The sequence below is a fragment of the Rhodoferax mekongensis genome (genome assembly GCF_032191775.1).
Lineage (GTDB): Bacteria > Pseudomonadota > Gammaproteobacteria > Burkholderiales > Burkholderiaceae_C > Allorhodoferax > Allorhodoferax mekongensis.
Map to the genome: position 1 here is coordinate 168,202 of NZ_CP132507.1, position 23,892 is coordinate 192,093.

Sequence of the window (23,892 nt, forward strand, 5' to 3'; positions counted from 1 at the left end):
CCCCGCATGGCACGTGTTGACCTGTCGGCCCTGCTGGAGCAACTGGCCACGCCCGCACCGGCCGTAGAGCGTCACATCTGGTTGATCTGCCTGCTGGCTTGGGTGCATGGCCCGGAGCAAACGCCTGAGCCCGCTGTCGCGCGCGTAGCCTTGTTGCTGGATGTGTTGGAGGCCCGGCCTGAAACCACGCAGCAATTGCGCGCGTGGTGGGCGGAGCTGCTGGGCTCTGTGGACGGCAGCACCCTGCTTTCGGATTACGGTTTCGGCTCGCGCAACGCCTTTATGAGCGAACTGGTGGAGCGCCTCAACCGCAAATTGCTGCCCGCCACCCCGGAAACCCAGGACGCATCCGAACTCTTTGCGCTGGTGCTCAACGATCCGCGGGACGCCCGCTGGATTGCGGCACTCCCAGCAGACACTCTGAGCCGCCTGGCGGCTCTGCTCAGCGTGCCAGCCACAAGGGCTGGCGCACCCAAGGCCTTACGCCCGGTCACCGTGTGGCAACACACCTTGCTGCATGCCCTGACCTTTTGTACCAGCCAGATTCGCGCCACAGGCTTCTCACAGGAAATGCGCCTGCGCATGAGCAGCCCTCTGCGGGACGGCAGCCCATTCCATACGCTGGCCAGCGATTTGGACCGGGTGCTGGACACCTGGTTGCAAGGCGGAGATACCTCTGACGCCGTGTTGCATTTCCGCAGCCAACTCGACGCCTGTCGCCATGCGGCCACCACGGTGTACACCCACCTGGATGCCCATGGCATTTCGGTCGATCTGGTGTTCCGTCTGCGGCAGTTGCGCGAACGCGTGTTGCGGGTCCGCGCCCTGCTGGACTGCCTGCTGGAAGACACCCAGCACGTCGCCACCGCCCGCCTGCTCTCGCACCTGGCCAGCGTGGGTCAGGAGCAGCGCAGTGTAGGGGCCCTCATTTCGTCCAACTCTTCACTGCTTGCGGCCAAAGTGGCCGAGCGCAGCTCGGAGACCGGAGAGCACTACATCACCCGCACCCGCGCCGAGTACCGCGCCATGCTGGGCCATGCTGCAGGCGGAGGGGCGCTGACTGCGCTGACCACCGCCATGAAGTTCGGCATCATGGCACTGGGCCTGTCGGCTTTCTGGTACGGGTTCTGGTCCGGGGTGATGTACGCCGCCAGCTTTGTGCTGATCCAGATGCTGCATTTCACGCTGGCCACCAAGCAGCCCGCCATGACAGCGCCTGCCATGGCCGCCAAGCTGAAAGACATCTCAGACTCCCAAGCCCTGCAAGCCTTTGTGGATGAGGTGACGCACCTGGTGCGCTCCCAGGTGGCAGCGGTCATCGGCAACGTGGCGGTCGTGTTTCCGGCTGCGGTCCTGCTGTCTGCGGTGCTCCTGCTGGTGACCGGCGCGCCCATGCTTACCCCGGAGAAGGCCGACTACGTGCTGCACTCCCTCACCTTGCTCGGGCCCTCGCTGTTGTTTGCCGCCTTCACCGGCGTGCTCTTGTTTTCCAGCAGCATCGTCGCGGGCTGGGTGGAAAACTGGTTTGTGCTGCACCGGCTGGATTCGGCCATCCGCTACAACCCGCGCATCACCGCATGGCTGGGCGCCGCGCGTGCAGACCGGTGGGCGCACTTCATGCGGCACCACATCTCGGGATTGGCCGCCAACATCTCGCTGGGCATGATGCTCGGCTTGGTGCCCGCCATTCTGGCTTTTGTCGGCCCGGCACTGGACGTGCGCCACGTCACCCTGTCTGCCGGGCAACTGGGCGCCGCCTGTGCTGCATTGGGCTGGGACGTCGTGCGCAACCCGGCCCTGTGGTGGGCCGTGGCCAGCATTCCGATGATCGGCTTGCTCAATGTGGGCGTGAGTTTTTACCTGGCGTTCCGGGTGGCGCTGCAAGCGCACAACGTGTCGGGCATTGACCGGTCGCGCATCCGCAGCAGCATCTGGCAACGCGTGCGGCAGGCCCCGATGAGCTTTTTGTGGCCCGCCAAAGAATGAGCGACCTCGGCGAATTTGCGCTGATCGCGCGCTACTTCGAGCGCAGCCAGCACCCCTTGCCCACGCAGGTCGTACTCGGTATCGGGGATGACTGCGCCCTGCTGCAACCCACCCCCGGCATGCAGTGGGCCATCAGCAGCGACATGCTGGTCAGCGGCCGGCACTTCTTTGCCGATGTGAACCCGCGCACCCTGGGCCACAAGGCGCTCGCCGTCAACCTGAGCGACCTTGCGGCCTGTGGCGCAAGGCCTGTAGGCTTTACCCTCGCACTCAGCCTGCCCGATGCAGACCCGGCGTGGCTACAAGGTTTCTCGCAAGGCCTGTTTGCGTTGGCCGATGCACACCATTGCCCACTGGTCGGCGGCGACACCACACGCGGCCCGCTCAATATTTGCATCACGGTCTTCGGAGAAACCCCGCCCGGCCAGGCACTGTTGCGCAGTGGTGCCCGCGCGGGGGATGACATCTGGGTCAGCGGCACCTTGGGCGACGCGGCCCTCGCGCTTCATTGCCTCTGGGGCCGCGACCAGTTGCCCGCCGAAGCATTGGCCCTAGCACGCCAACGGCTCGAACAGCCCACCCCCCGCGTGGCACTCGGGCAGGCCTTGCGCGGCATCGCCACCGCAGCAGCCGATGTCAGTGACGGCCTGTTGGGCGACCTGGGTCACATCCTGGAGCGCAGCCGTGTCGGCGCAGAACTGGAGGCACTGGATGCTATCAATTTGCTAGCTGCTCGCGCACATATCACGGGCGCCAGCGGCACTTTTGATCCACATTCACAGGCTGACAGCACCGCGCTTCGCTATGTACTGAGCGGCGGGGACGACTATGAGCTGGTGTTCACCGCAGCGCTGGAAAGTCGCCTGCAAGTTGAATCCGCGGCCACAGGCTGCGGTACCCGTGTCACCCGCATTGGCCGCATCGTTCGGGACCCCGGTGTGACCGTCAAAGCGCCGGACGGGTCTGCCCTGCACGGACCGTGGGCCAGCTTTGACCATTTCGCGACGTAATGCACTGTGCACCCGTGTAAAAGTCAGTAAACGCGACTTTGTGCCTTGGTCTACACAAGTCTTTGTTTGACAATATCTGGCCGCGTGCGAAAGCTGTCGTGGCTTTATGTGTAGAACCACTTTGGAGCGCAAGTGCCCACCGATACCCCGGCAGCCAACGGCTATGTATTCAAGCAGCTCAAACGGCTGGGCTTGTCGGATGCGTTGGCTTTGCAAACCGCCCCCATGGTCAAGGTGCAAGCCTTCGACGCCGGCAAGCGGCTGTGGACCAAGGGCAACGAGATCAAGCATTGGATGTTCATCATTCAAGGACTGGTCTCTGCGTCTGTACCGACCACCAACTCCGAGTCCACGCCGATTTCTGTCTACGGGCGTGGCGCCTGGTTCGGGGAACAGTCCATCATCAACCGCAAGCCCAGTTTTGCGGACTATGTGTGCCTCACGGCCACGGAGGTGCTGACGCTACCTGCCGCCCAGTTCGACCAGCTGTTTGTGACCGAACCCAACTTCGCGCGCTTTGTCGCCAAGCTCATGGCTTGGCGGGTGCAGAAAACGTCGGAAACACTCACCCTGATGAAGCTGGGCAACCCGTGCATGCGCGTTGTCATGGGCTTGGCGCAGTTCGCAGAAGCCTTGGCCTACCGCTCAGACCGGCCGCCCACCATAGGCTTTGGTGAGGGTGTGGAAATCCCTATCCCGCAGAACACCCTGGCCTCGTTATGCGGGGTGTCGCGCACCCTGTTTTCCGAGTACGTGCAGCAACTCGCGCAGCACGGCTGGCTCAAGCTGTCGTACGGCAAGCTGGAGATCCTGTCGATTCACACCTGGCACGCCTTTGCGCGCAGCCAGCGGGAAGACAGTGTGAACAAGCTGAACGCCAGCATCCAGGAACTGCTGGAGTTGCTCCGCACGCTGGACGCGGCCTGAAACCAGGCCGCTCTGGGTGCCACGTTGGTAGTGGCGTGTTCAGGACAAGAGGGAGTAGCGCGTTTCCAAGGCGGGCGGGCGCGCCGGTACTTTGATCAGCTCCGGTGGACGCGTCTCCTCCACCGTTTGCAACACGTCCCGCGCGCGCAGATTGAGAGAGCGCACCGGCTCGGTGGCGGGGCTGCCCAAGAAAAAGCCTTGGGCCATGTCCACACCGAGGTTCTTCATGGTGCGCAATTCCACCTCGCTCTCCACCGACTTGGCGACCAGAAGGGCGTTGTGGTTGCGCGTCAGTCGCACCAAGCTGCGCACCACGCGGCTTTGCTCACCGTCGACGGCAATGTTGTGGGTCCAACGGGGCGCCATTTTCACCACATTGGGCAGAACTTTGGCCCAGGCCTTCATGCTGTTCTCAGACGCCTTGAAGTTGTCCAAGGCGATCGTGACACCGGCGTCGCGCAAGGGACGCAAGGCCTCGACCAGCACATCCAGCTTGGGAATACGGGTGTAGCCGGCAAGGTCCAGCCCCATGCGGCGAGGTGACATCTGGTGCTTGCGCATCAGGTGGAGCAACATGCCCACGGCGTCCGACTCTTGCAGCTGCACCAAGGTTTGTGCGCTGAAATTCACAATCAATTGGCCTTTGCCGTTCTCGGCCATCCAGCGCTCCATGGAGAGCTCCAAACAGGCCAGCTCGAAGTTCTTCAGGCAGCGCTCCTGATGCGCGGCCTCCAGCAGGTCTTCAAAACTGGTCTCAGCCATCCGGCGGGGGGCACGCACCAGCGCCTCGTGGCCCAGGATCACACCGCTTCGCAAATCGACCATGGGTTGGTACACCGGCTCCAGGGCCCGCTCTGCAAGAAGATTCATCACCCGCAATGCCGCTGTTGCTTTTCCAGCACCGAACCATTTTTGTACTTTGGACAACCAATCAGACATACATCACTCTCTTCATCAATTCCTGTTCACAGGCCTGCCGGCACTGTGGGTTCAAACTGTTCATCCCTGCGCTCCGGGTGCCACCTGCCATCGCGCTCCACCACGGGGGCCAGGCTTTGCAATTTGCGTGACATGGACTTGGCGTAATGCCGCAAAGCCGACTTCAACGCTTGTGCAAACGAGGGCACCATGACCTGCAGCAGAACTTGTTGCTGCTGGTCATCCGGAATGGCGGTTTCCAGCGCCTGCAACAAGGCCACCGCAAAGTTCTCGGCACTGAAGGGATTGCTGGGCGCCTTGTAAAAACGCAGGCATTCGATCTGCAAACCGACCATCACTTCCAGCTCCGGACCACAGGTGCTCTCCAGCACTGTCACGATGCGGCCGGTACGGACCTTGCGGACCATCTCCAGGTCGCCGGAGAGTTGCATTTCACCCTCCAGGCGCCAGTCGCCGGGGTTGCTGTTACGGCGCGAGGGCGGCGGGTCACTCCGAACCATGCCGAGCGAGACCTGGAAGCGCTTTTGCAGCGCCAACTGGAATTCGCGGGACAAGGCCGGGGACAGCTCCATCAGCTTCAGGCGGCTGCCCTTGCTGAACAACTCATGGACAGGTGCATGGAGGCCCTGCCAGGAAGGTCCACGGCTGAGGTAGCTTTCTTGCGACTTGGTGACATCCCAGGTGATGGACAAGGCATTGCCCATCAGACTCTGGGCGTCTGCCAGAATCTCCAACACGGTGGCCAGGACGGGGTTGATACTCATAGCTCCAACGCAAAATGCTGCTATGACCTGATTACACGGGGCCCAGCGCGAAGCCGCAAACCCAACCGTCCACCGCTGAACATTTGCCCTGTAAAACTTTCGCCCATGAGCCGTCTTGCCCTGACCCGCACCAAGATTTACAACACCGTAGCCCGCCAACTGCACGGGCAAGTACCTTGCTGGGTCTGTGGCGAGCACGTAGCGCCGGAAGACGCCACGCTGGAACACATCCGCCCGCAAAGCGAGGGGGGCAGCAGTCACCTGGAAAACCTGGCTATCAGCCATGGCACGTGCAACCGGGGACGGCACATTCCCAAACAGGCCGCCTGAAACCGTCTCTGCGCTGACGGAGAAGCTCGGTAGCGCTAGCTGTCCTGCTTCAACCGGGCAGGCACCCCGGGTGGCGCGGCGGAACGCAGGTAGTCGGCCAAGGTGCGGCCCGGTTCATCCTCGAACCGGCCCGCAGTGCCTTCCAGCACATGCACCTGCTGCATGCGGTCCAAGCGGAAGCTGCGGAAGGCCTGCCGGGTTTCGCACCAGGCGGCTAGGGTCCACACGGCGCCCCAGTAGAAACAGCCCAAAGGCCGCAGGGTTCTTTGGCTGGAGCTGCCGCCTGCATCCCGGTAGTCAGCCCGCACCCTGCGCTGGGCCTGCGCCGCTTCGCGCAAGGTTTGCAAGGTGACCTGTACTTCGGGCGCCAGACCCACCGGCGGCGCGTACACCGCCATGCTCTGCGCCGCCGTGCGCGCAGCGGGTGGCAACACCGACAGAATCTTGCCCAGCGCCACCTGGCTGCTGCGGGCCAACACCGGGTCCTGCCAGACCTGTGCCATGCGCACGGAGGCCACCAGGGCGCGGGCTTCGTCGGCGGTGAACATCAGCGGCGGCAACTCAAAGCCTTGCCCCAAGCGGTAGCCCACGCCGGCCTCGCCTTCGATGGGCACGCCCTGGTGCTGCAGGTCGGCCACATCGCGGTACACCGTGCGCTCCGACACTTCCAGCCGCTGCGCCAGAAACGCGGCAGTAGTCAGCCGCCGCCCCCGGATGAGCTGGACGATTTGAAACAGACGGTCGGCGCGACGCATGAACTTGAGAGTGTTTTGGGGGTTAGCGCCCATGATACCTGCGCGGGCAGCTACCAAAACCATAGCGCCGACTACCGCACCGACGCTTCAATCCGGCTTTGAGTAAGCTTGCGACATGAACAAATACCTCGCCACCTATGCAGCCACGGCCCTTGTGCTCCTGATGCTGGACGTGCTGTGGATCGGCGGGCTGGCCAAGTCCATGTACCAGGAAGGCATCTGCCACCTGATGGCGGAGCAACCGCGCTGGGGCGTAGCGGCCCTCTTTTATGCGCTGTACCCGGTGGGCTTGCTGGTGTTTGTGGTGGCACCCCGGGGGGTGACAGACGGCTGGTCCGTTACCTTGTTGCACGCGGCACTTTTCGGACTCGTGGCCTATGCCACCTACGACCTCACCAACCTGGCCACGCTCAAAGGCTGGCCGGTGAGCCTGGCGATGCTGGACATGGCCTGGGGATGTGTGGCGAGCTGCGCGGCGTCGGCCGCAGGCAAGCTGGTGTTTCAGCGTTTTGCATGAAACCACTGCCTAGCGCCCATAGAATCTGCGCAAGCAGCTCCTAAAAACATAGCAAATCAACGTCGACTTGCATGGCGTGTGCAATCCGCAGCATATCGGCGTCGCTCACCGCGAACAGCCCGAACCGGAACTTATAGCCCCAGCGGCTGCGGTCCTCCACAAACTCCAAAGCGTCCAGCAACGGTGCGATAGGCGCCTCCAGAGCCGGCACATACGCCACATCGCGCCGGAACGGCACGAAGCCGCCGCCCATGTCGAAGGGATACACCACCCCCTGCTCCACCAGGCCCATGGACACAAAAGCCTGCAGCTTGTCTTTGCCGCCCATGGTGACGGTGGGGCTGTAGTACACCACCCGGTCGCCTGGCGCCACACGCCGCAGGGGTGCGCTCTTGCCGTGGCAGACCTGCATATAGCCCTGCCCGGCTTGGGCGCAGCCCCTGCGGGCGTGCGCCGCGCAGGCCACGGCAATCCAGTTCTTGCGCGCGGCCATGGCTCAGGCCTCTGCGTGCAGGCCGACGCGGTTGCCGTCCAGATCGGTGATGTGGGCGAAGTAGCCCATGCCCGGCGGCAAGGCGGTGCGGGGCAGTGCAATCGCGCCGCCTTGTGTCAGCACGCGGGCCAGTGCCGCATCCAGCGAGGGCGATGCGTCCAGATACACCAGCGTTCCGCCACTGGACAGCGCGGGTGCCGTGGGCCCTTGCATCAAGGCGCCGCCGGTGCCGGACTGCGGGTCGTAGGCAAAGACCGCACCCTCACTGGGGCCCATGGATTCGCGGCGCATGGGGTGACCCAGCACAGACTCATAAAAAGCCTGGGCGGCGTCCAGACGGGTGGTGGGAATTTCGAACCAGCTGATGGCGTTGCGCATGACATGCTCCTGCAAAGTGAATGAAGGTGCTGATGGTGCGGGGGTACTGCTGACACCGTGGTGTCAGCAGGCTGCAAAAGCTGCGTCACCTGAATGTCGTCATATTCCTGCAACGCGCCTCCCGCAGGATGGGCGTCATCGCATTTTTTTGAAGAGGTTTTGCCATGGCAGTGTCTGAACAACGCGTCCACACCCGCGCCACCTATTTCCGCCTCGGTACCGGGACCCAGACAGCGTCTTACTTTGTATTCCGCGATGCGGACAAGCCCGATGCGATTGCCGCGCTGATACTGGACATCAGCGAAGGCGGGGTGCAAATCCTCTCGCAAGCGGGCTCCTACCTCACCGGCAAGTCATTCCGTCTGGATTTGCATGTGGCCAGTGCGGATGGGTTCGAAGTGGTGGATGGCGGCGAAGTCCAGTGGGTTTGGTCGCAGCCCGACGGCATTTACACCCGCAGCGGCTTTGTGTCCCGCGCCGAGGGCCACAGCTTGGCCACCCTGCTGCAAGGCCTGCCCGTGGAGAACGAGCAGGTGATCCGCTGCGCGCTCTACCCCGTGGGTCACATGGCGATGGCCTGAGCGCCAGAGGTTTTGGCAAGTGCGCGGGCGGCTTGGGTCTGCCCGCCGTATCCCCAGTCGCTGGCCGGCATTTCCCGCACGATCACATAGCTGGCAGGCTCCAGCCCTTGCCCGTGGCCGAGTTGGGCCTCCAGCTCGGCGAATGCGCGTTCAATAAATGCCGCCTTCTGCGCCGCCGTATTGGTGCCTTGGGTGATGCTGATCTCCAGCATCGCAGTAGGGCGCTGCACATCGGTACCCCCCACGTGCCACCGCGCGGCGGGCACATCGTCGATGACCACCGCCGTGACCTCCGCACATTTACCTAATTCCTCGGCAGTGATGCGCGTCAGCGCTTCGGCCAGTGCGCGATAGCGAGATGGGTTTTGAAGTGGCGAGACTTTGAGTTGCAAAGTTGGCATGGTCAGGCTTTCTGGGTGGTGGTTGGGGTGGAATGGGTAAGGCGGCGGACCTGGTGCGCCATCAGGCGGGCAGCGTTGCACCAGAACTCATTCACCGCTTCGCGGCGCAGGCGACGGGCTTCCCGACGGGCGTGGTCGTGGAGTTGAGCGATTGCAGTGCTGTCAGGGGCGGCTGGGTACATGGTGGACTCCGGTAGGTTCAGGTCTTGTTGCGATGGTTTGAACTTTATGGAGAACACCAACTGTCGGAAACCGCGCTAAAGCGTTATTGGTTTTGCACTATTTGCAAAACCAATGCGTGCACCGGCACAATCGCGCCATGCAACTCCAACTCGATGACGTCGCCCTGTTCACCCGCATCGCCAAGCTGGGCACCCTGTCGGCCGCGGCCCGCGAGCGCAATGTGCCGGTGAGCCAGGTCACCCGTGCACTGACCCGGTTGGAGGCGGCCTGCGGTGTGCGCCTTCTGCACCGCACTACCCACGGCCTGAGCCTGACCGACGAAGGCGACACCCTGCTCTCTTATGGTCAGCGCCTGCTGGAGACCACCGCCGAGCTGGACAGCGAGCTCAGCGGCAAGCTCAGCGGGCCCAGTGGCTGGGTGCGTGTCAGCGTAAGCCCCTTGCTGGCCGAATGTGTCATTGCACCAAGCCTGCAGGGCTTGTATGACCGTTACCCGGCCTTGCACCTCGACATCAATGCCGACGACCGCGTTGCTGACATGGCCCGCGACGGCATTGACATTGCCATCCGCACCGGCAGCCCGAACAGCGACACCCTGGTGGCGCGAAAAATCGGAGAACACGGCCGCAGCCTCTATGCCGCCCCCGCTTATCTGGCGCGCTGTGGCACACCGCAGCACCCGGACGACCTCAACCGCCATCACCTGATCGCCAATAGCGCCAGCCCCAGCCTGAACCGATGGACTCGCGCTGGAGGCATCACTACCGCGGCACTGACGGTGCCCGGCCACACCCGTACCGACAACACCGCAGTAGTGCTCAGCCTGGTGCGCCATGGGGTAGGTATCGCCCGCCTGAATGACCTGATGGCAGCACCCATGGTGCGCTCTGGCGAACTGGTGCCCTTGCTGCAAACGCATTTCGACGGTGGCCGGGTTCCCATCTTCGCGGTGATGCTGCAGGAGCGGCACCGCTTGCCGAAAATCCGCGCCTGTATCGATTACTGGGCGGAGTGGATTGCCGGCATGTCCTAAGGCACTTTTGGCACCGGGATAGGGAGGCCTAGCCCCGCTCCTGTGCACCTATCTCCCTGCCATGGTGCACAGAGCTTGTATACCAGTGGCACGGAATCTGCTGTACGAGATGCACTATGGCCAACGCATCCGACATCAGTTCCCGCATCATTGAAGCCATCATGGCCCAGAAGCTGGCCCCCGGCGCACGCCTGGGCGAGCAGCAACTGGCCATGGTGTTTGACTGCAGCCGCACCATAGTCCGCGAGGCGCTGACCCGCCTGGCGGCGCGCGGCATTGTGACCGTCAGCAGCCGCCGGGGCTGGTATGTGATTGAGCCCTCGCTGAGCGAAGCGCGCGAGGCATTTGAGGCCCGCCGCGTGATCGAGATGGGCCTGATCCGCTGCACCACCGCGGTGAGCAAAGCGGCCATCAAAACCCTCAAAGCGCACATCAAAACCGAGCAGGCGGCCGTGAAAGGCACCGATGTGGGGCTGCGCAGCTACTTGCTGGGCGACTTCCATGTGTGCCTGGCCGAATGCCTGGGCAACAGCCTGCTGGCCGACACCTTGCGCGACTTCACTGCGCGCACCACCTTGATCGCCATGCTCTACCAGTCATCCCACGATGCTGCCCATTCATGTGCAGAGCACGGGCGCATTGTGGAAGCACTGGAGAAGTCCGACTGGGTGCTCGCAGAACAACTCATGCAACAACACATCGGCCACGTGCAAGACGCCCTGCGCCTGCAGCCCGCTGCCGAGGACCCGCTGGCCGAATTGCGCAGTGCGCTCAGCCCCGTGAGCGAAAGCAGCAAGGCCAAACCGGTGCGTTTGGCACAGGGCTTGCATACAAGCCGTGCAGACAAATCCTCTTCCTCCCCCTCAACCTACCTTGGAGCCCTGCTATGACCTTCCCCTTGAACAAACGCACTTTCGCCCTGGCGCTGGCCGCCGGCGCCTTGCTGGCCGTCTCCGGCGTGCAAGCGCAAACTGCGCTGGACGACATCCTGAAAGCCAAGGTGCTCAAGGTCGCCGTGCAGACCGACTCTGCGCCTTACGGCTTTGTAGGCACCGACCTCAAACCTATGGGCCTCGACATTGACATGGCCAACCTCATCGGCAAAAAACTGGGCGTGCCGGTGGAGCTGGTGGTGGTGGTGAGCGCAAGCCGCATTCCCGCTCTGCAAACCAAAAAAGCCGACCTGGTGATTGCCACTTTGGGCAAGAACCCGGACCGCGAAAAAGTGATCGACTTCTCGTCCGCCTACTCCCCCTTCTTCCAGGCGGTGTTCGGCCCCAAAAACATCCCCGTCAAGAGCTTTGCGGATCTGGCTGGCAAGTCAGTGGGCGTGACCCGCGGCGCCATGGAAGACCAGGAGCTGGGCAAAGTGGCCCCGACAGGAGTGGACACCAAACGCTTTGAAGACAACAACGCCACCATCGCCGCCTTCACCGCCGGCCAGGTGCAGTTCGTGGCCCTGGGCGCATCGGTGGCCGGCAACATGATGACCAAGAACCCGCAGCTGTCTGCCGAGTACAAGCTGCTGCTCAAAGACAGCCCCAACTTCATCGGTATCGCCAAGGGTGAAGACAAGCTCAAGGCCAAAGTGAACGAAATCATTGCCGACGCCAAAAAGAGTGGCGAACTCGAAGCCATGGCCAAAAAATGGCTGGGTCGCGGTCTGGGTGAGTTGCCCCTGTAAGGCCTGACGCAACTGACGCGAGCATTCCATGCGCATTCAACTCGACTTCGGGGCAGTTTTGGCCGAGTGGCCGCTGCTGCTCACCGGTGTGGGCTGGACCCTGGCACTCACGGCCGTGGCCGTGGTGGCGGGTACCGCCCTGGGCGTAGGCTGCGCATGGGTGCGGGCACGCGGCTTCGGCGCGGACCATGCACCGCGCTGGCTGCAAGCGGTGGTGGGTGGGTATGTGGAGCTGATCCGCAACACGCCCTTCATCGTGCAACTGTTTTTTATCTTCTTTGGGCTGCCGGCAGCGGGCTTCAAGCTGTCGGCGGAAACAGCGTCCTTCATTGCCATGGTGATCAACCTCGCGGCTTATGCCACCGAGATCATCCGTGCCGGGCTGGAAGCTACGCCCAAGGGGCAGATTGAAGCGGCGGTGAGCCTGGCGCTCAATCGTCTGCAAACCTTCACCTACGTGGTGCTGCCACCGGCCCTGAAAAAAATCTGGCCCAGCCTGGTCAGCCAGGTGGTGATCGTGATGCTGGGCTCCTCGGTGTGCGGGCAGATTTCCACCAAGGAATTGAGCTACGCGGCCGACCTGATCCAGAGCAACAACTTCCGCTCGTTTGAGGCTTTCATGGTGGTGGGCGCGGTGTATTTGTTGCTGTCCTTTGTGGTGCGCCATGTGCTCAATTGGCTGGGCGCCACCTTTGTGTTCGGGAGGCGCTGAGCCATGGTGGACTTTTCCCTCTGGGACATTTTTCGCAACCTGCTGCTGGCCCTGCGCTGGACGGTGGGGCTCTCGCTGATCGCCTTCATCGGCGGCGGTGTGGTCGGGCTGCTCTTGCTCATGCTGCGTTTGAGCAAATTGCCGGGCGCCACCGTATTCGTGAGCTGCTATGTGCAGCTCTTCCAGGGCGTGCCGCTGCTGGTGCAGCTGTTCCTCGCGTACTACGGCTTGGGCCTCTTCGGCATCAACACCTCGCCGTGGGTAGCGGCAGGCATGGGGCTCACGCTGTATGCCAGCGCCTTCCTGACCGAGATTTGGCGCGGCAGTGTGGAGTCCATTCCGCGCGGCCAGTGGGAGGCGTCGCAAAGCCTGGCGCTGAACTTTGCCGAGCAGCTGCGCTACATCATCCTGCCCCAAGCCTTCAAGATTTCGGTGGCGCCTACCGTGGGTTTTCTGGTGCAGGTCATCAAGGGCACGGCACTAGCCTCGGTGATCGGCTTCATGGAGCTGACCAAGGTGGGCAAGACCATTGCCAACGCTACCTTCAGCCCGTTTCTGGTGTTCAGCTGCGTTGCGCTGATGTATTTCGTGCTGTGCTACCCGGTGAGCCTGTACGCCAAATCTTTGGAGAGAAAGTTACATGCCCATCGTTGATATCCGCGCCCTGCGCAAATCCTATGGCAGCAACGAGGTGCTCAAGGGCATCGACTTGCAAGTGGAGCCCGGCGAGGTCATCGCCATCATCGGCAAAAGCGGCTCAGGCAAAAGCACCCTGCTGCGTTGCATCAACGGCCTGGAAGAATTCCAGGCCGGCGAGCTCACGGTAGACGGCAAACCCCTGCTCCACAAAAGTGCCGTCGCCATGCGCGCCCTGCGCCAGCGGGTGGGCATGATCTTTCAGGGCTTCAACCTCTTCCCGCACCTCACCGTGGGCAAGAACATCATGCTCGCGCCCAGCTTGGTAAAAGCCAAAGACACGGCCAGCGGCGAGGCCCATGCCCGCGCCCTGCTGGAGCGCGTGGGCTTGGCGGAGAAGTTCGATGCCTTTGCCGACCAGCTCTCCGGCGGGCAGCAACAGCGCGTGGCGATTGCCCGCGCGCTGGCCATGGAACCCGCAGTGTTGCTGTGCGACGAGATCACCAGCGCCCTGGACCCCGAACTGGTGGGCGAGGTGCTACGCGTGGTGGAAACACTGGCGCAGGAAGGCATGACCCTGCTGATGGTGACGCACGAGATGAACTTCGCGCGCCGCGTCTCGAACCGGGTGATCTTCATGCACCAGGGGCGTGTGCATGAAATGGGGCCACCGGCAGAGCTGTTCGGCAATCCGCAAACGCCGGAGCTGCAGCAATTTCTGAAGTCGCTGCACGATTGAGTGCACACCGCCTGCGCCGTTGAATAATCGGGGCATGAGCGAACCTGTCACCCTGATCCCCGTCGACACCAGAACCGGCGAATTGCTATACCCACCCCGCCCGCGCAAACCGGCGGGGCCCACCGCCCAATTCATGTTCTCCCACCCGGCGCATGTGATTGCGTTCGGCTTGGGCTCTGGCCTGTCGCGCATTGCACCCGGCACCTCGGGCACCCTGTGGGCCTGGGTGGCATTTATTGCACTGTCGCAGTGGCTGGGCGAATTCGGCTGGGGCGTGCTGATTGCCCTGAGCATTCCGGTGGGCTGGTGGGCCAGCACCGTGACCGCACGCCACATGGGCGTGCTGGACCCGGGCAACATCGTGATCGACGAGATCGTGGCCTTCTGGCTGGTGCTTTGGCTGGTCACACCGACCTCACTGGTGGGGCAGGCGCTGGCATTCGGCCTGTTCCGCTACTTTGACGCGGCCAAACCCGGCCCGGTAGGCTGGGCCGACCGGCTCTTCCACGGCCTGCAGGCCGACACCGACCGCCATGCCTGGACCAAGGCTGGCTGGGGCATCATGCTCGACGACCTGGTGGCCGCCGGCTGCACGCTGATGGTGATTGCCATCTGGAGGTTTGCGTGAGCGCAACACCCAATCATCCGCTATCAAATCAGGAGCTGCTCGCGCATATTCCATCAGCGCCATTGGCCGATTTGATGCTGAAACGCCAATGGATGCTGGCTACTGCCGAGAGCTGCACTGGCGGCATGATTGCTGCTGTCTGCACCGACTTCGCGGGGTCAAGTGCCTGGTTTGAGCGCGGCTTTGTGACCTATTCCAACGAAGCCAAGTCCGACATGCTGGGCGTTCCCGCTGAACTGATTGCCACCCATGGCGCGGTGAGCGAGCCGGTAGCACGAGCCATGGCCAGCGGCGCCTTGCAACACTCAAGGGCCCAAGTGGCCCTCTCAGTCACCGGCATAGCCGGCCCCAGCGGAGGAACCCCGGACAAGCCGGTGGGCACGGTCTGGTTCGGCTGGGCCACGCCCGATGGTGTGTGGAGCGACATGCAGCGCTTTGATGGCGACCGCGCCGCGGTCCGCGCTGCAACCGTGCACCACAGCCTAACAAGGCTGATGGAGCTGCTCACCCCTCCAAATTGAGATGCCGCTTCAGCGTCTGAGCTTAGGTGCGGTGCGTTCAGGCCCTTGCGCCATGGCATTCAAGCGGCAACCGGGCCAGTTGAGTTTTTCGGCGTATACCGCGGTGCGCTTCAAAGCGCGCAGGCCGCGGTTGAAGGCTTGCAAGCGCGCCGCGCTGTCGGGCAGCTTGTCGCTGAACATTACATGGGTCGTGAAGTTCGGTGCAAAGAGCCGGGGATGGGCACGCAGGTCCTGCACTTCGCTGTCCATGAAATGGTGCTGCATCAAGTAGCAGGCCACGTTGCGCTCCATCGGCACCAGATCCAGTCGCCCGCCAATCAACAAGCGCAAGTTGGCGATGTCGTCGGGCGCGACCACGGTCTTCAGAGTGCCCGCTTTGTGCATGGCCCAGAACTCCGGTGTATAGGTGTACGACTGCACCACGCCAATCCGCAAATCCTTCAAGTCGGAGAGCACCTTCCAGTCGAACGGGGCGTCCTTGAAGGCTGCCTGGCGATACACCAGCACCCACTGTTCGGTCAGCACGTTGTCACTGATCAGAAAACCTTTGTCCCGCTCGGGGTTGCGGCCCCAATAGGCCGTGGCGTCCCACAAACCGGCGCGTGACTCCTCCAGCGTGCGGGTCCAGGGTTTGAAGGTGTACTCCACCTCCAAGCCTTCCAAGGCGAAGGCACGCCGGACGATGTCCAGGGCAATACCTTGGTCTGGCCGCTCCTGGGTGGCATAGGGAGGTAGCTCACCCGTTGCCAGTCGCAGCACCTGGGCGGCAGCAGGCGCACATGCGCAAGCCAAGGCAAGCAGCGCGGCACCCATCTTGGTGCGGAAAGCTTGCAGTTGAAATCCGGAGCGGCCCATCGACGTCATGCCTGTGTGTATTTTCGGATCATCATAGTGCGGCCTGTGGCTATTGCACGCGGGACAAGCCCTGCTTTACAAATCACGTAGCCTTGGTCACGGTTTTGCCCGCTTTCGGAGATTCCCATGCCATGGTTTGACGGTTTTAAGCAACGCGATTTCGAGGTCAACGGAGTGCACATCCACGCCCGGGTGCCTGTGGAATTGCCGGGAAACAGGCCCGCGCTGCTGCTTTTGCACGGCTTCCCGCAAACCCATGTGCTGTGGCAACGGGTGGCCCAGCAGCTGGCGCAAGATTTCTATCTGGTGATGCCGGATTTGCGTGGATACGGCGATTCGGGCAAACCTGCCGGTCTGCCGGACCACAGCAACTACAGCAAACGCACGCTGGCCGCCGACATGGTGGCCGTGATGGATGCATTGGGCCTTGAACGGTTCGGGGTCTGCGGGCATGACCGGGGCGGGCGCGTCGCCCACCGGCTGGCGGTAGACCACCCGGAACGGGTGCAAGGCCTGTGTGTGATCGACATCGCTCCCACATTGGACATGTATGCGGCCACCGATTTTGCTTATGCAAGTGCTTACTACCACTGGTTCCACCTGATTCAGCCCACTCCTTTGCCCGAGACCATGATTCTGGGCGCACCCCTGCCCTACCTGCACACCAAGCTGGGCGGCTGGGGAGGCACGGGTACCACCTTCATTGAGCCGCAGGCCATGGCGGAATACGAGCGGTGCTTTCTGTTGCCGGGCACGGTGCACAGCATGTGCGAGGACTACCGGGCCAGCGCCAGCATGGACCTCGAACACGACCGTACCAGCAGGGAGCTTCCCGACGGGGCAGGACGCATTGCCTGCAACACCTTAGTGCTTTGGGGCGAGCGCGGTGTGGTGAACCGCCTCTTTGACCCGATGGCGCTGTGGCAGGCCCAATGCGCGGCCACGGTCAGTGGAGCGGCACTGCCCGCAGGCCACTTCATCCCCGAGGAGCTGCCGGATGAGACAGCACGCTACCTGAAGGAGTTCTTTCATGGCTGAATGCGGCGCACTCAACAGCTTGCCAAGCGGCGGTGTCGCTATCGTGATGGGCGCCAGTGGCGGCATCGGAGCCGCGCTGGTTCGCAGCCTGGAGGCGTCCAGCCGGTTCGACGCGGTACGGTGCCTGGGGCGGAACTCAAGGCCTGCGTGGGACCTGTTGGATGAGGGCAGCATCCGCGCCTCGGCACAGGCAATTCAAGATTCCGGCATGCCCGTGCGGCTGGTGCTGGATGCCACCGGTTTTCTGCACAACGAAGTATGGGCACCGGAGAAGAGTTGGCAGCAACTGGACGCCGCCCACATGGCACACAGTTTTGCCATCAATGCGATAGGCCCTGCGTTGCTCATGAAACACTTTTTGCCACTGCTGGCGCGGGACGGAAAAAGCGTTTTCGCCACCCTGTCCGCCAAGGTAGGGAGCATTGGCGACAACCGGTTGGGCGGGTGGTACAGCTACCGCGCCAGCAAGGCCGCACTCAATCAGCTGGTGCATACCGCCGCCATCGAACTCAAGCGGCGCAACCCGCAGGCGATCTGCATTGCACTGCACCCCGGGACCGTAGACACCGGGCTCTCATCGCCATTCGCCAAATCGGGCTTGGAGGTGCGCGCTCCAGACCAGGCCGCCGTGCGCTTGCTGGATGTTCTGGAGGGATTAGCGGCGGGGGACAGCGGCGGATTTTTTAACCATGACGGCACACCTCTGCCTTGGTGAATACATGCAAACCAAAATAGGCAACTTGCGACCGCGTAGAATTTGTCCACCTGCTTTCGGGAGGAAGCAGGACTTCAACTTCCAAAGAGAAATCCATGAAAAAACTTTTGATCGCTGCCACTGCAGCCGCTGCAACTTTGGTCGCACCTCAAGCATTTGCTCAAGCCAAGAACTTTCAAGGTTTCAGCGTCACTGCCGCAGTAAATGCGAACAACAACTCTGCAGAGTTGGCAAACAAAGTGGACGCATCCCGTGGCAACGTCGGTGTTATCGCTCAATACGACTTCAGTGTCGGTAGCGCTTTTGTTGTCGGGCTGGGTGCAAGCCTTGCATTGAATGACTTTGATATTGCCTCCAATGCCAAGCTGCAAAATGCAAACAGCGTGTTTATTGCACCCGGAGTTGCTATCAACGATCAAACTTTGATTTACGGAAAGATTGCCTCCATCACAGCCAAGGCAGACCTGAGTGGGACTTCCGCAGATATCTCCGGTATCGGATATGGAATCGGTGCACGTTATTTCACCAACAAGAATGTTTTTTTCCAAGGTGAGTATGTCTTCAACAAATATGACGACAAGAAAACCTCTGTAGGAACATTTAAGAACCAAACTGGTGTCCTCACCTTGGGCGTAGGCTACAAGTTCTAAGCACGCATCGCAAATTGAAAAGCCCGCTTAACGCGGGCTTTCTCTTTGGGGAAACGCCTTCAGGCGCCGTGACACTTTTTGTACTTCTTGCCACTCCCGCAATGGCAAGGGTCATTGCGGCCGGGCTCTGCTTCTTTGCGGATGGTCTCAACGCGCGGGCCGAAATTGCGCCACAGCTCGCGCAAGTCATACACCGCCCAAACGGCATCCGAAAAATCGTTAATGCGGCGCTGGCTCACACTGGCGGGGCCGTTGTCATCAAACACGGCAATGGTGGGCTCATCGGTGTCATCTTCGGTGAGCGCAACGATGGACTGCAGCGAAGCGTCCAGCCATTTCTCAGCCTCCTTGTCGCGGGGCGCGGCCCATTCTTCGGGCCAGGATTCGACGGCAAACATGAATCCTAGCGCCCAGACCTGGCCGAATGAGGGCAGGTCTTCGCCGGCCATAGCCGCGCGGTCTTCTTCCGACAAGCCGGCGACAGCGCCGCGCACATCCATCACCTCAGGGTGGTAGGCGTTCTCATCGTCCAAGCCTTGGATCTCGACGCCGAGGCCGCGCACGATGTCATTCCAACGGCGGGTCCAGAGCTCCAGGAAGCGCGCAGCCTGGGCTGGATCGGCAAAACCACCGGCTTCGCCTGCTTCGGGAACTTCCATGTCCAACAGAACAGGGAAGTACTCCTCAGCAGCAATCGGACGGCGGCAGACCACCAGTGCGGCCATGAAACCTTCGCAGAACTCCCACTGAGGAATTTCTTCATGGCGGGTGCGCAGGTCGTCCAGTATGCTGTCAATTTCATCAAATTCCTGGGGGGTCAAAGACCCATCGACGTGCGCGGGCGCGTCTGTGGACGCATCGGTGGAGATATTGGTAGTCATAAGCTGTGCAAAGAGAGTGCAGGCTGGTATTGTCTCTCCGAAGGAGACTCCGCGATGCTTAACACTTTGAATGCTGTCTTTCCCATCCGCTATACCGTGATGGGTTTGAGCGTTTTTGCCCTGCTGCTCAGTGTGTTCAGCCTGCTGGTGTTCGGTGCGGGCTTGGGCGTCTTCATGCTAGCGGCCATCCTGGTCGGGGTCGGGGTGTATGACCTTCGCCAGACCAAGCGCTCCATCCTGCGCAACTACCCCATCATCGGGCACCTGCGTTTCATGCTGGAGTTTGTCCGCCCAGAAATCCGGCAGTACTTCATCGAGAGCGACAACGAAGCAACACCCTTCTCCCGCTCCCAGCGCTCACTCGTCTACCAGCGGGCCAAGGGCGAGCCTGACAAACGCCCCTTCGGCACCCAACTCGATGTGCATGCCGAAGGCTATGAATGGGTCAACCATTCTGTGGCTCCGACCAAGATTGCCTTACACGATTTCCGTATCACTATCGGGGAAGGTACTGCGCAGCCTTACTCGGCCAGCGTGTTCAACATCTCCGCCATGAGCTTCGGCGCCTTGAGCGCCAACGCGATCCTGGCGTTAAACAAGGGCGCCAAACGCGGTAACTTTGCGCACGACACGGGCGAGGGCTCCATCTCAGCCCACCACCGGGTTCACGGGGGTGACCTCATCTGGGAGGTAGCCTCCGGTTACTTCGGCTGCCGGAATGAGGATGGCACCTTCAATGCCGACAAGTTCGCCGCCAACGCTCGCGATCCGCAGGTCAAAATGATTGAGCTCAAGCTCAGCCAGGGCGCCAAGCCCGGGCACGGCGGCATGCTGCCGGGCCCCAAGGTAACGCCTGAAATTGCCGAAGCGCGTGGCGTGCCGGTCGGGGTGGACTGCATTTCACCAGCCTCGCACAGCGCGTTTTCCACGCCCATCGAGATGATGCAGTTCATTGCCCGCCTGCGTGAGCTCTCGGGTGGCAAGCCCACCGGCATGAAGCTGTGCATAGGCCATCCGTGGGAGTGGTTTGCCATGGTCAAGGCGATGCTGGAAACCGGCATCACACCCGACTTCATCGTTGTGGATGGGGCCGAGGGTGGCACCGGTGCTGCCCCCCTGGAGTTCACCGACCACGTAGGCGCGCCGGTGCAGGAAGGCCTGCTGCTGGTGCACAACACCCTGCGGGGCGCGGGCCTGCGCGAACGCATCAAGGTCGGCGTTGCCGGCAAAGTGGTGAGCGCGTTTGACATCGCGCGCCTGATGGCATTGGGTGCAGATTGGTGCAACAGCGCCCGGGGATTTATGTTCGCGCTGGGGTGCATCCAGGCCCAACATTGCCACACCGGCCATTGCCCGACCGGAGTGACCACGCAGGACCCGCTGCGTCAGCAAAGTCTGGTGGTACCCGACAAGGCGGACCGGGTCTACAACTTTCATCAACAAACCCTGTTTGCTCTCAAAGAAATGGTGCAGGCGGTGGGGGTGCACCACCCGAATGAGATCACTGCCCACCACATCGTGCGTCGCTCTGGTGGCAATAAAGTACGCTCTCTTGCGCAATTGATCCTGACCCAGTTGCCCAGCGGAGCCTTACTCGACGGCCAGACGGCCGGGTTGCCTCTGATCTATCGCCAGACTTGGCCACGTGCAAGCGCAGACAGTTTTGCGATGCGGTCGGATTAAGGTGTAAAGCACTTTACCGAAGATCTTTCCCCTGACTGCATGACTCCGCGATATCGCCCGCGCCGACTTCCCTCCCACATGAAGGGCTTCGTATGGTGTTGGTTGTTTGCGGCAACGTTGATCTGGACGCCTTCGCTCCATGCTGAAGGCACGCGGGTTCTGCTAATTGCCTCCTACCACCAGGGGATGGCGTGGAGTGATGCGCAGATCGAAGGGGTACGGCAAGAGCTGGCACCGTTGCAGCCCACTATAGACCTGCAGGTGGAATATCTCGATACCAAACGCACAGCCCCCAGTGAGCGGTATTACCAGCAGTTCGAAAGCCTGCTGCTCGCCAAGATGGGAGCGCTGCCGCCTGCCCTTATCCTGGCTGCCGATGACGATGGTCTGGACATGGCCTTGCGCCTCAGAGACAAGCACTTCCCCCGCGTCGCAGTGCTGTTTTCGGGGGTGGCCATCAGCCGGCGCCCTGCGTTGGCGCAGATGAACAATGTCGGTGGCGTGTTTGATGACCTCGATGTTGCAGACAGCTTGGAGCTGGTGCTCAAGCTCCGCCCCCAAACCCGCCGCCTTGTCGTGATACATGACCAGAGCCGCACCAGCCTGGCCCAGGTGGAGACCTTGCGCGAAGTGATCCGGCCGCTTGCCGGCTTGCAAGTGGAGTTTTTGACCGGCCTGAATGCAGAAACCATCCAAGCAAAGCTCGGCCTGTTGACGGCGAACGATTTGGTATTTGCACTGCCGTTCAACAAAGACGCCAGAGGCACGCGCTTCTCGCACGAGGAGACTGCGGATTTGTGGGCCCATGCGTCGAACGCGCCGGTAGCCGTGACCCGTGATGTGGCCATGCGTCCAGGCATTCTTGGCGGCTATCTCGTTTCCGGCATCGAACAAGGACAAGCTGTTGGACGTTTGGCACAGCAACTGATGACCGGCAGTATCAGCGTGCCCTTACCCATGTCTGCGGTTCCGGGAAAAGCCACTTTCGACTTCCAACAAATGGAGCGCTGGGGCATTCCCCTGGATCGGCTGCCGGCCAATGCGGTCCTGCTCAACCGGCCCACTGACCCATGGGATGACCTGCGCCCTCACCGTGCATGGCTGCTGGCACTCTTCAGCAGTTTGCTGATCATCATCGGTTTGTTGATCTACGGGATGTACAGCCGCAAAGCGGCCATACGGGCCATTCGTGCCAGCGAAAAGAAGTACCGCGAACTGTTCGACCACAGCCCCGACGCCATGATCGTGCGGGATGTCGCCAGTGGCCGGGTGGTGGATATCAATCCACGCTTCGAAGCCTTGTTCGGCTACACGCCCGCAGAGGCCCGTCTTCTGCAGCCCCTTGAATTGACGGCCCTCGGGGGGGAGTTCACCGAACAGGCGGTTCAGGAGCGCTTTGCCCGCGTATTGGAAACCGGCCAACAAGTCTTTGAGTGGCACCAACGGCGCAAAGATGGCAGCCAGTTCTGGTCCGAAATCTCAATGGTGCGCATGGAAATGGGGAACCGCGTTCGTACCGTGTCTACCGTCCGGGACATCAGTGACCGCAAGCAGGCAGAGCAGCGGGCCCGTGAGCTCGAACATCGCATCCGACAGATCTATGAGAACCTGCCCATCGCTGTGTTTGCGATTGATGCAGATCACCGAGTCACATTCTGGAATCCGCAAATGACCCGGTTGACCGGAGTACCCGCAAGCGAGGTGGTGGGCACCACCGATAGTTGGCGGGGCATCTACAAGACTCCACGCCCCACCCTGGTCAATCTGCTGGTGGATGGCGCCGACCCTCTGGTACTGGCCCGACACTACCCGTCCAAGCTGCGCCCCAGCACCGACCTGCCGGGTGCACTGGAAGGCGAAGACTATTTCAGCAACCATGACGGAACCAAAGGCATGTGGGGCCGGTTTTGTGCGGCCCCCCTCAGAGATGCCGACGGCAAGATCAGCGGTGCCATTGAGACCCTGATTGATGTCACCCAGCTCAAGCGCATCCAAACCAATTTGCAGGATCTCAATCGCGAGCTGGAAGCCCGGGTGGAGGCTCGCAATCAGGAGCTGCAACGTGCCATGGGCCAATTGGTGCAAAGTGAAAAACTCGCAGCCTTGGGCAGCCTGGTCGCAGGCGTCGCGCACGAACTCAACACTCCGATCGGCAATGTGATGGCGGTAGCCTCCACACTCACGGAAGAGGCCGGCGCTTTCAGCCAGAGACTGCTCTCCGGTACCGCGCGACGTTCGGAGGTCGAGAAGGGGGCACAACGCATCGAAGAAGCCAGCCAGCTGATTGAGCGCAATGCGAGCCGTGCAGCCAAGTTGATCAATGACTTCAAGGAAGTCGCTGTGGACCAAACCAGTAGTAGGCGTCGCAGATTCCAGCTACTGGCTGTGGTGGAGGAGGTGCTGCACACCGCCAGACCCATGTTCAAGTCTCATGATCATGAGGTCCGTCTGGATATCGCCGCGGATTTGGAACTCGACAGCTACCCCGGCCCGCTAGAGCAAGTTCTGACCAATTTGCTAAGCAACTCCATCCATCACGGATTCGACGGCAAGGACAGGGGACGCATCTCCATCGAGGCGCGTCTGGAAGGAGCCATGGTGATGCTGCATTACGCAGACAACGGACGGGGCATTCCGGCATCCAACCTGCCCCATATTTTCGAGCCGTTCTACACCACCAAACTAGGTCGCGGTGGAAGCGGCTTGGGGATGTACATCGTCTACAACCTGGTCAGCAATGTAATGGGCGGGCACATTGGCATTGAAAGCGAAGAAGGGAGCGGCACCCATATTCGGATCGCCCTACCGCAAGTGGCATCCCCTTCTCCCGGCGGATTCCAAACCTCATAGCTC

General features: G+C 61.8%; 28 protein-coding genes. 19 read left to right on the forward strand and 9 right to left on the reverse strand.

Translation table 11 applies throughout. The features are described 5' to 3' along the window. The first annotated feature begins 6 nt into the window (after window positions 1–6). From RAN89_RS00740 to RAN89_RS00750, 3 genes are all read left to right on the forward strand, one after another. A complete protein-coding gene (locus tag RAN89_RS00740; protein WP_313867795.1) occupies window positions 7–1,986 on the forward strand; it encodes a site-specific recombinase in 1,980 nt (659 codons plus the stop codon). Then, on the forward strand, window positions 1,983–2,996 hold the full coding sequence (thiL, locus tag RAN89_RS00745; RefSeq protein ID WP_313867796.1) for a thiamine-phosphate kinase: 1,014 nt from the start codon (window positions 1,983–1,985) through the stop codon (window positions 2,994–2,996). Before RAN89_RS00740 ends, thiL begins: the two co-directional genes overlap by 4 nt. A 132-nt stretch (window positions 2,997–3,128) precedes the next feature. Further along, window positions 3,129–3,923: a Crp/Fnr family transcriptional regulator gene (locus RAN89_RS00750; RefSeq protein ID WP_313867797.1), complete on the forward strand. Its 795-nt coding sequence runs from the start codon at window positions 3,129–3,131 to the stop codon at window positions 3,921–3,923. 39 nt (window positions 3,924–3,962) lie between these two features. Here RAN89_RS00750 and RAN89_RS00755 read toward each other — a convergent pair whose 3' ends face one another. Together RAN89_RS00755 and RAN89_RS00760 are read right to left on the reverse strand one after the other, a co-directional pair. Continuing rightward, entirely contained in the window at window positions 3,963–4,862 is a 900-nt protein-coding gene (locus tag RAN89_RS00755; protein ID WP_313867798.1) for an EAL domain-containing protein, read from the reverse strand. Between the two features lie 26 nt (window positions 4,863–4,888). After that, entirely contained in the window at window positions 4,889–5,626 is a 738-nt protein-coding gene (locus tag RAN89_RS00760) for a hypothetical protein (protein WP_313867799.1), read from the reverse strand. Between the two features lie 105 nt (window positions 5,627–5,731). Between RAN89_RS00760 and RAN89_RS00765 the strand changes: the two genes are divergently transcribed. Continuing rightward, entirely contained in the window at window positions 5,732–5,956 is a 225-nt protein-coding gene (locus tag RAN89_RS00765) for an HNH endonuclease (protein WP_313867800.1), read from the forward strand. Between the two features lie 35 nt (window positions 5,957–5,991). Here RAN89_RS00765 and RAN89_RS00770 read toward each other — a convergent pair whose 3' ends face one another. Then, a complete protein-coding gene (locus RAN89_RS00770; RefSeq protein WP_313869316.1) occupies window positions 5,992–6,711 on the reverse strand; it encodes a helix-turn-helix transcriptional regulator in 720 nt (239 codons plus the stop codon). A gap of 115 nt (window positions 6,712–6,826) precedes the next feature. Between RAN89_RS00770 and RAN89_RS00775 the strand changes: the two genes are divergently transcribed. After that, window positions 6,827–7,228, forward strand: coding sequence for a DUF2177 family protein (locus tag RAN89_RS00775; RefSeq protein ID WP_313867801.1), 402 nt, complete (start codon window positions 6,827–6,829; stop codon window positions 7,226–7,228). 40 nt (window positions 7,229–7,268) lie between these two features. Here the strand turns inward: RAN89_RS00775 and RAN89_RS00780 are convergent, their stop codons facing one another. After that, window positions 7,269–7,721 (reverse strand): EVE domain-containing protein, encoded by a 453-nt coding sequence (locus RAN89_RS00780; protein WP_313867802.1) that lies wholly within the window; start codon window positions 7,719–7,721, stop codon window positions 7,269–7,271. A 3-nt stretch (window positions 7,722–7,724) separates the two neighbouring features. Beyond that, entirely contained in the window at window positions 7,725–8,099 is a 375-nt protein-coding gene (locus RAN89_RS00785; RefSeq protein WP_313867803.1) for a VOC family protein, read from the reverse strand. Between the two features lie 164 nt (window positions 8,100–8,263). Between RAN89_RS00785 and RAN89_RS00790 the strand changes: the two genes are divergently transcribed. Further along, on the forward strand, window positions 8,264–8,680 hold the full coding sequence (locus RAN89_RS00790) for a PilZ domain-containing protein (RefSeq protein ID WP_313867804.1): 417 nt from the start codon (window positions 8,264–8,266) through the stop codon (window positions 8,678–8,680). On the opposite strand, the gene RAN89_RS00795 is transcribed toward RAN89_RS00790, so the two are convergent. Next, entirely contained in the window at window positions 8,662–9,081 is a 420-nt protein-coding gene (locus RAN89_RS00795) for a tautomerase family protein (RefSeq protein ID WP_313867805.1), read from the reverse strand. The genes RAN89_RS00790 and RAN89_RS00795 overlap by 19 nt on opposite strands. Before the next feature lie 2 nt (window positions 9,082–9,083). Continuing rightward, window positions 9,084–9,263, reverse strand: a complete 180-nt coding sequence (locus RAN89_RS00800; RefSeq protein ID WP_313867806.1) for a hypothetical protein — start codon at window positions 9,261–9,263, stop codon at window positions 9,084–9,086. A gap of 137 nt (window positions 9,264–9,400) precedes the next feature. On the opposite strand from RAN89_RS00800, the gene RAN89_RS00805 reads away from it, so the two are divergent. The 8 genes from RAN89_RS00805 (at window position 9,401) to RAN89_RS00840 (ending at window position 15,217) form a co-directional block, all read left to right on the forward strand. Beyond that, entirely contained in the window at window positions 9,401–10,297 is an 897-nt protein-coding gene (locus tag RAN89_RS00805) for a LysR family transcriptional regulator (protein ID WP_313867807.1), read from the forward strand. A 116-nt stretch (window positions 10,298–10,413) separates the two neighbouring features. After that, a complete protein-coding gene (locus RAN89_RS00810) occupies window positions 10,414–11,187 on the forward strand; it encodes a GntR family transcriptional regulator (protein ID WP_313867808.1) in 774 nt (257 codons plus the stop codon). After that, on the forward strand, window positions 11,184–11,981 hold the full coding sequence (locus RAN89_RS00815) for a transporter substrate-binding domain-containing protein (RefSeq protein ID WP_313867809.1): 798 nt from the start codon (window positions 11,184–11,186) through the stop codon (window positions 11,979–11,981). The genes RAN89_RS00810 and RAN89_RS00815 overlap by 4 nt, the downstream gene beginning before the upstream one ends. A gap of 28 nt (window positions 11,982–12,009) precedes the next feature. Further along, window positions 12,010–12,693, forward strand: a complete 684-nt coding sequence (locus tag RAN89_RS00820) for an amino acid ABC transporter permease (protein ID WP_313867810.1) — start codon at window positions 12,010–12,012, stop codon at window positions 12,691–12,693. A 3-nt stretch (window positions 12,694–12,696) separates the two neighbouring features. Next, window positions 12,697–13,347: an amino acid ABC transporter permease gene (locus tag RAN89_RS00825; protein ID WP_087495326.1), complete on the forward strand. Its 651-nt coding sequence runs from the start codon at window positions 12,697–12,699 to the stop codon at window positions 13,345–13,347. Next, window positions 13,334–14,068 (forward strand): amino acid ABC transporter ATP-binding protein, encoded by a 735-nt coding sequence (locus tag RAN89_RS00830; protein ID WP_313867811.1) that lies wholly within the window; start codon window positions 13,334–13,336, stop codon window positions 14,066–14,068. The genes RAN89_RS00825 and RAN89_RS00830 overlap by 14 nt, the downstream gene beginning before the upstream one ends. A 133-nt stretch (window positions 14,069–14,201) precedes the next feature. Then, window positions 14,202–14,696 carry a phosphatidylglycerophosphatase A family protein gene (locus RAN89_RS00835; RefSeq protein WP_313869317.1) on the forward strand — a complete coding sequence of 165 codons (495 nt, stop codon included), beginning with the start codon at window positions 14,202–14,204 and terminating at the stop codon, window positions 14,694–14,696. Between the two features lie 74 nt (window positions 14,697–14,770). Next, the gene (locus RAN89_RS00840; RefSeq protein WP_313869318.1) at window positions 14,771–15,217 is read left to right on the forward strand and encodes a CinA family protein; all 447 of its coding nucleotides are present in this window, start codon (window positions 14,771–14,773) and stop codon (window positions 15,215–15,217) included. Window positions 15,218–15,226: 9 nt separating this feature from the next. Here RAN89_RS00840 and RAN89_RS00845 read toward each other — a convergent pair whose 3' ends face one another. After that, window positions 15,227–16,081, reverse strand: a complete 855-nt coding sequence (locus RAN89_RS00845) for a substrate-binding periplasmic protein (RefSeq protein ID WP_313867812.1) — start codon at window positions 16,079–16,081, stop codon at window positions 15,227–15,229. A gap of 117 nt (window positions 16,082–16,198) precedes the next feature. Here RAN89_RS00845 and RAN89_RS00850 point away from each other — a divergent pair, with 117 nt between their 5' ends. The 3 genes from RAN89_RS00850 (at window position 16,199) to RAN89_RS00860 (ending at window position 18,475) form a co-directional block, all read left to right on the forward strand. Continuing rightward, window positions 16,199–17,110 carry an alpha/beta fold hydrolase gene (locus RAN89_RS00850; RefSeq protein ID WP_313867813.1) on the forward strand — a complete coding sequence of 304 codons (912 nt, stop codon included), beginning with the start codon at window positions 16,199–16,201 and terminating at the stop codon, window positions 17,108–17,110. Next, entirely contained in the window at window positions 17,103–17,825 is a 723-nt protein-coding gene (locus RAN89_RS00855; RefSeq protein ID WP_313867814.1) for an SDR family NAD(P)-dependent oxidoreductase, read from the forward strand. Before RAN89_RS00850 ends, RAN89_RS00855 begins: the two co-directional genes overlap by 8 nt. Window positions 17,826–17,920: 95 nt before the next feature. After that, the gene (locus RAN89_RS00860; protein WP_313867815.1) at window positions 17,921–18,475 is read left to right on the forward strand and encodes an outer membrane protein; all 555 of its coding nucleotides are present in this window, start codon (window positions 17,921–17,923) and stop codon (window positions 18,473–18,475) included. A gap of 59 nt (window positions 18,476–18,534) precedes the next feature. Here RAN89_RS00860 and RAN89_RS00865 read toward each other — a convergent pair whose 3' ends face one another. Continuing rightward, window positions 18,535–19,356 (reverse strand): UPF0149 family protein, encoded by an 822-nt coding sequence (locus tag RAN89_RS00865; RefSeq protein ID WP_313867816.1) that lies wholly within the window; start codon window positions 19,354–19,356, stop codon window positions 18,535–18,537. A 54-nt stretch (window positions 19,357–19,410) separates the two neighbouring features. On the opposite strand from RAN89_RS00865, the gene RAN89_RS00870 reads away from it, so the two are divergent. Both RAN89_RS00870 and RAN89_RS00875 read left to right on the forward strand, forming a co-directional pair. Continuing rightward, window positions 19,411–21,039, forward strand: a complete 1,629-nt coding sequence (locus RAN89_RS00870) for an FMN-binding glutamate synthase family protein (RefSeq protein WP_313867817.1) — start codon at window positions 19,411–19,413, stop codon at window positions 21,037–21,039. 78 nt (window positions 21,040–21,117) lie between these two features. Further along, a complete protein-coding gene (locus tag RAN89_RS00875) occupies window positions 21,118–23,889 on the forward strand; it encodes a sensor histidine kinase (protein ID WP_313867818.1) in 2,772 nt (923 codons plus the stop codon). Window positions 23,890–23,892: the final 3 nt, after the last annotated feature.

Coding starts and splice junctions, on each gene's coding strand:
- RAN89_RS00800 (WP_313867806.1), bottom strand. CDS start 9,263: ATGTACCCAGCCGCCCCTGACAGCACTGCAATCGCTCAACTCCACGAC.
- RAN89_RS00865 (WP_313867816.1), bottom strand. CDS start 19,356: ATGACTACCAATATCTCCACCGATGCGTCCACAGACGCGCCCGCGCAC.
- RAN89_RS00815 (WP_313867809.1), top strand. CDS start 11,184: ATGACCTTCCCCTTGAACAAACGCACTTTCGCCCTGGCGCTGGCCGCC.
- RAN89_RS00860 (WP_313867815.1), top strand. CDS start 17,921: ATGAAAAAACTTTTGATCGCTGCCACTGCAGCCGCTGCAACTTTGGTC.
- RAN89_RS00785 (WP_313867803.1), bottom strand. CDS start 8,099: ATGCGCAACGCCATCAGCTGGTTCGAAATTCCCACCACCCGTCTGGAC.
- RAN89_RS00850 (WP_313867813.1), top strand. CDS start 16,199: ATGCCATGGTTTGACGGTTTTAAGCAACGCGATTTCGAGGTCAACGGA.
- RAN89_RS00755 (WP_313867798.1), bottom strand. CDS start 4,862: ATGTCTGATTGGTTGTCCAAAGTACAAAAATGGTTCGGTGCTGGAAAA.
- RAN89_RS00760 (WP_313867799.1), bottom strand. CDS start 5,626: ATGAGTATCAACCCCGTCCTGGCCACCGTGTTGGAGATTCTGGCAGAC.
- RAN89_RS00795 (WP_313867805.1), bottom strand. CDS start 9,081: ATGCCAACTTTGCAACTCAAAGTCTCGCCACTTCAAAACCCATCTCGC.
- RAN89_RS00855 (WP_313867814.1), top strand. CDS start 17,103: ATGGCTGAATGCGGCGCACTCAACAGCTTGCCAAGCGGCGGTGTCGCT.
- RAN89_RS00830 (WP_313867811.1), top strand. CDS start 13,334: ATGCCCATCGTTGATATCCGCGCCCTGCGCAAATCCTATGGCAGCAAC.
- RAN89_RS00780 (WP_313867802.1), bottom strand. CDS start 7,721: ATGGCCGCGCGCAAGAACTGGATTGCCGTGGCCTGCGCGGCGCACGCC.
- RAN89_RS00790 (WP_313867804.1), top strand. CDS start 8,264: ATGGCAGTGTCTGAACAACGCGTCCACACCCGCGCCACCTATTTCCGC.
- RAN89_RS00810 (WP_313867808.1), top strand. CDS start 10,414: ATGGCCAACGCATCCGACATCAGTTCCCGCATCATTGAAGCCATCATG.
- RAN89_RS00820 (WP_313867810.1), top strand. CDS start 12,010: ATGCGCATTCAACTCGACTTCGGGGCAGTTTTGGCCGAGTGGCCGCTG.
- RAN89_RS00845 (WP_313867812.1), bottom strand. CDS start 16,081: ATGACGTCGATGGGCCGCTCCGGATTTCAACTGCAAGCTTTCCGCACC.
- RAN89_RS00835 (WP_313869317.1), top strand. CDS start 14,202: ATGTTCTCCCACCCGGCGCATGTGATTGCGTTCGGCTTGGGCTCTGGC.
- RAN89_RS00875 (WP_313867818.1), top strand. CDS start 21,118: ATGAAGGGCTTCGTATGGTGTTGGTTGTTTGCGGCAACGTTGATCTGG.
- RAN89_RS00870 (WP_313867817.1), top strand. CDS start 19,411: ATGCTTAACACTTTGAATGCTGTCTTTCCCATCCGCTATACCGTGATG.
- RAN89_RS00770 (WP_313869316.1), bottom strand. CDS start 6,711: ATGCGTCGCGCCGACCGTCTGTTTCAAATCGTCCAGCTCATCCGGGGG.
- RAN89_RS00840 (WP_313869318.1), top strand. CDS start 14,771: ATGCTGAAACGCCAATGGATGCTGGCTACTGCCGAGAGCTGCACTGGC.
- RAN89_RS00825 (WP_087495326.1), top strand. CDS start 12,697: ATGGTGGACTTTTCCCTCTGGGACATTTTTCGCAACCTGCTGCTGGCC.
- RAN89_RS00765 (WP_313867800.1), top strand. CDS start 5,732: ATGAGCCGTCTTGCCCTGACCCGCACCAAGATTTACAACACCGTAGCC.
- thiL (WP_313867796.1), top strand. CDS start 1,983: ATGAGCGACCTCGGCGAATTTGCGCTGATCGCGCGCTACTTCGAGCGC.
- RAN89_RS00775 (WP_313867801.1), top strand. CDS start 6,827: ATGAACAAATACCTCGCCACCTATGCAGCCACGGCCCTTGTGCTCCTG.
- RAN89_RS00805 (WP_313867807.1), top strand. CDS start 9,401: ATGCAACTCCAACTCGATGACGTCGCCCTGTTCACCCGCATCGCCAAG.
- RAN89_RS00740 (WP_313867795.1), top strand. CDS start 7: ATGGCACGTGTTGACCTGTCGGCCCTGCTGGAGCAACTGGCCACGCCC.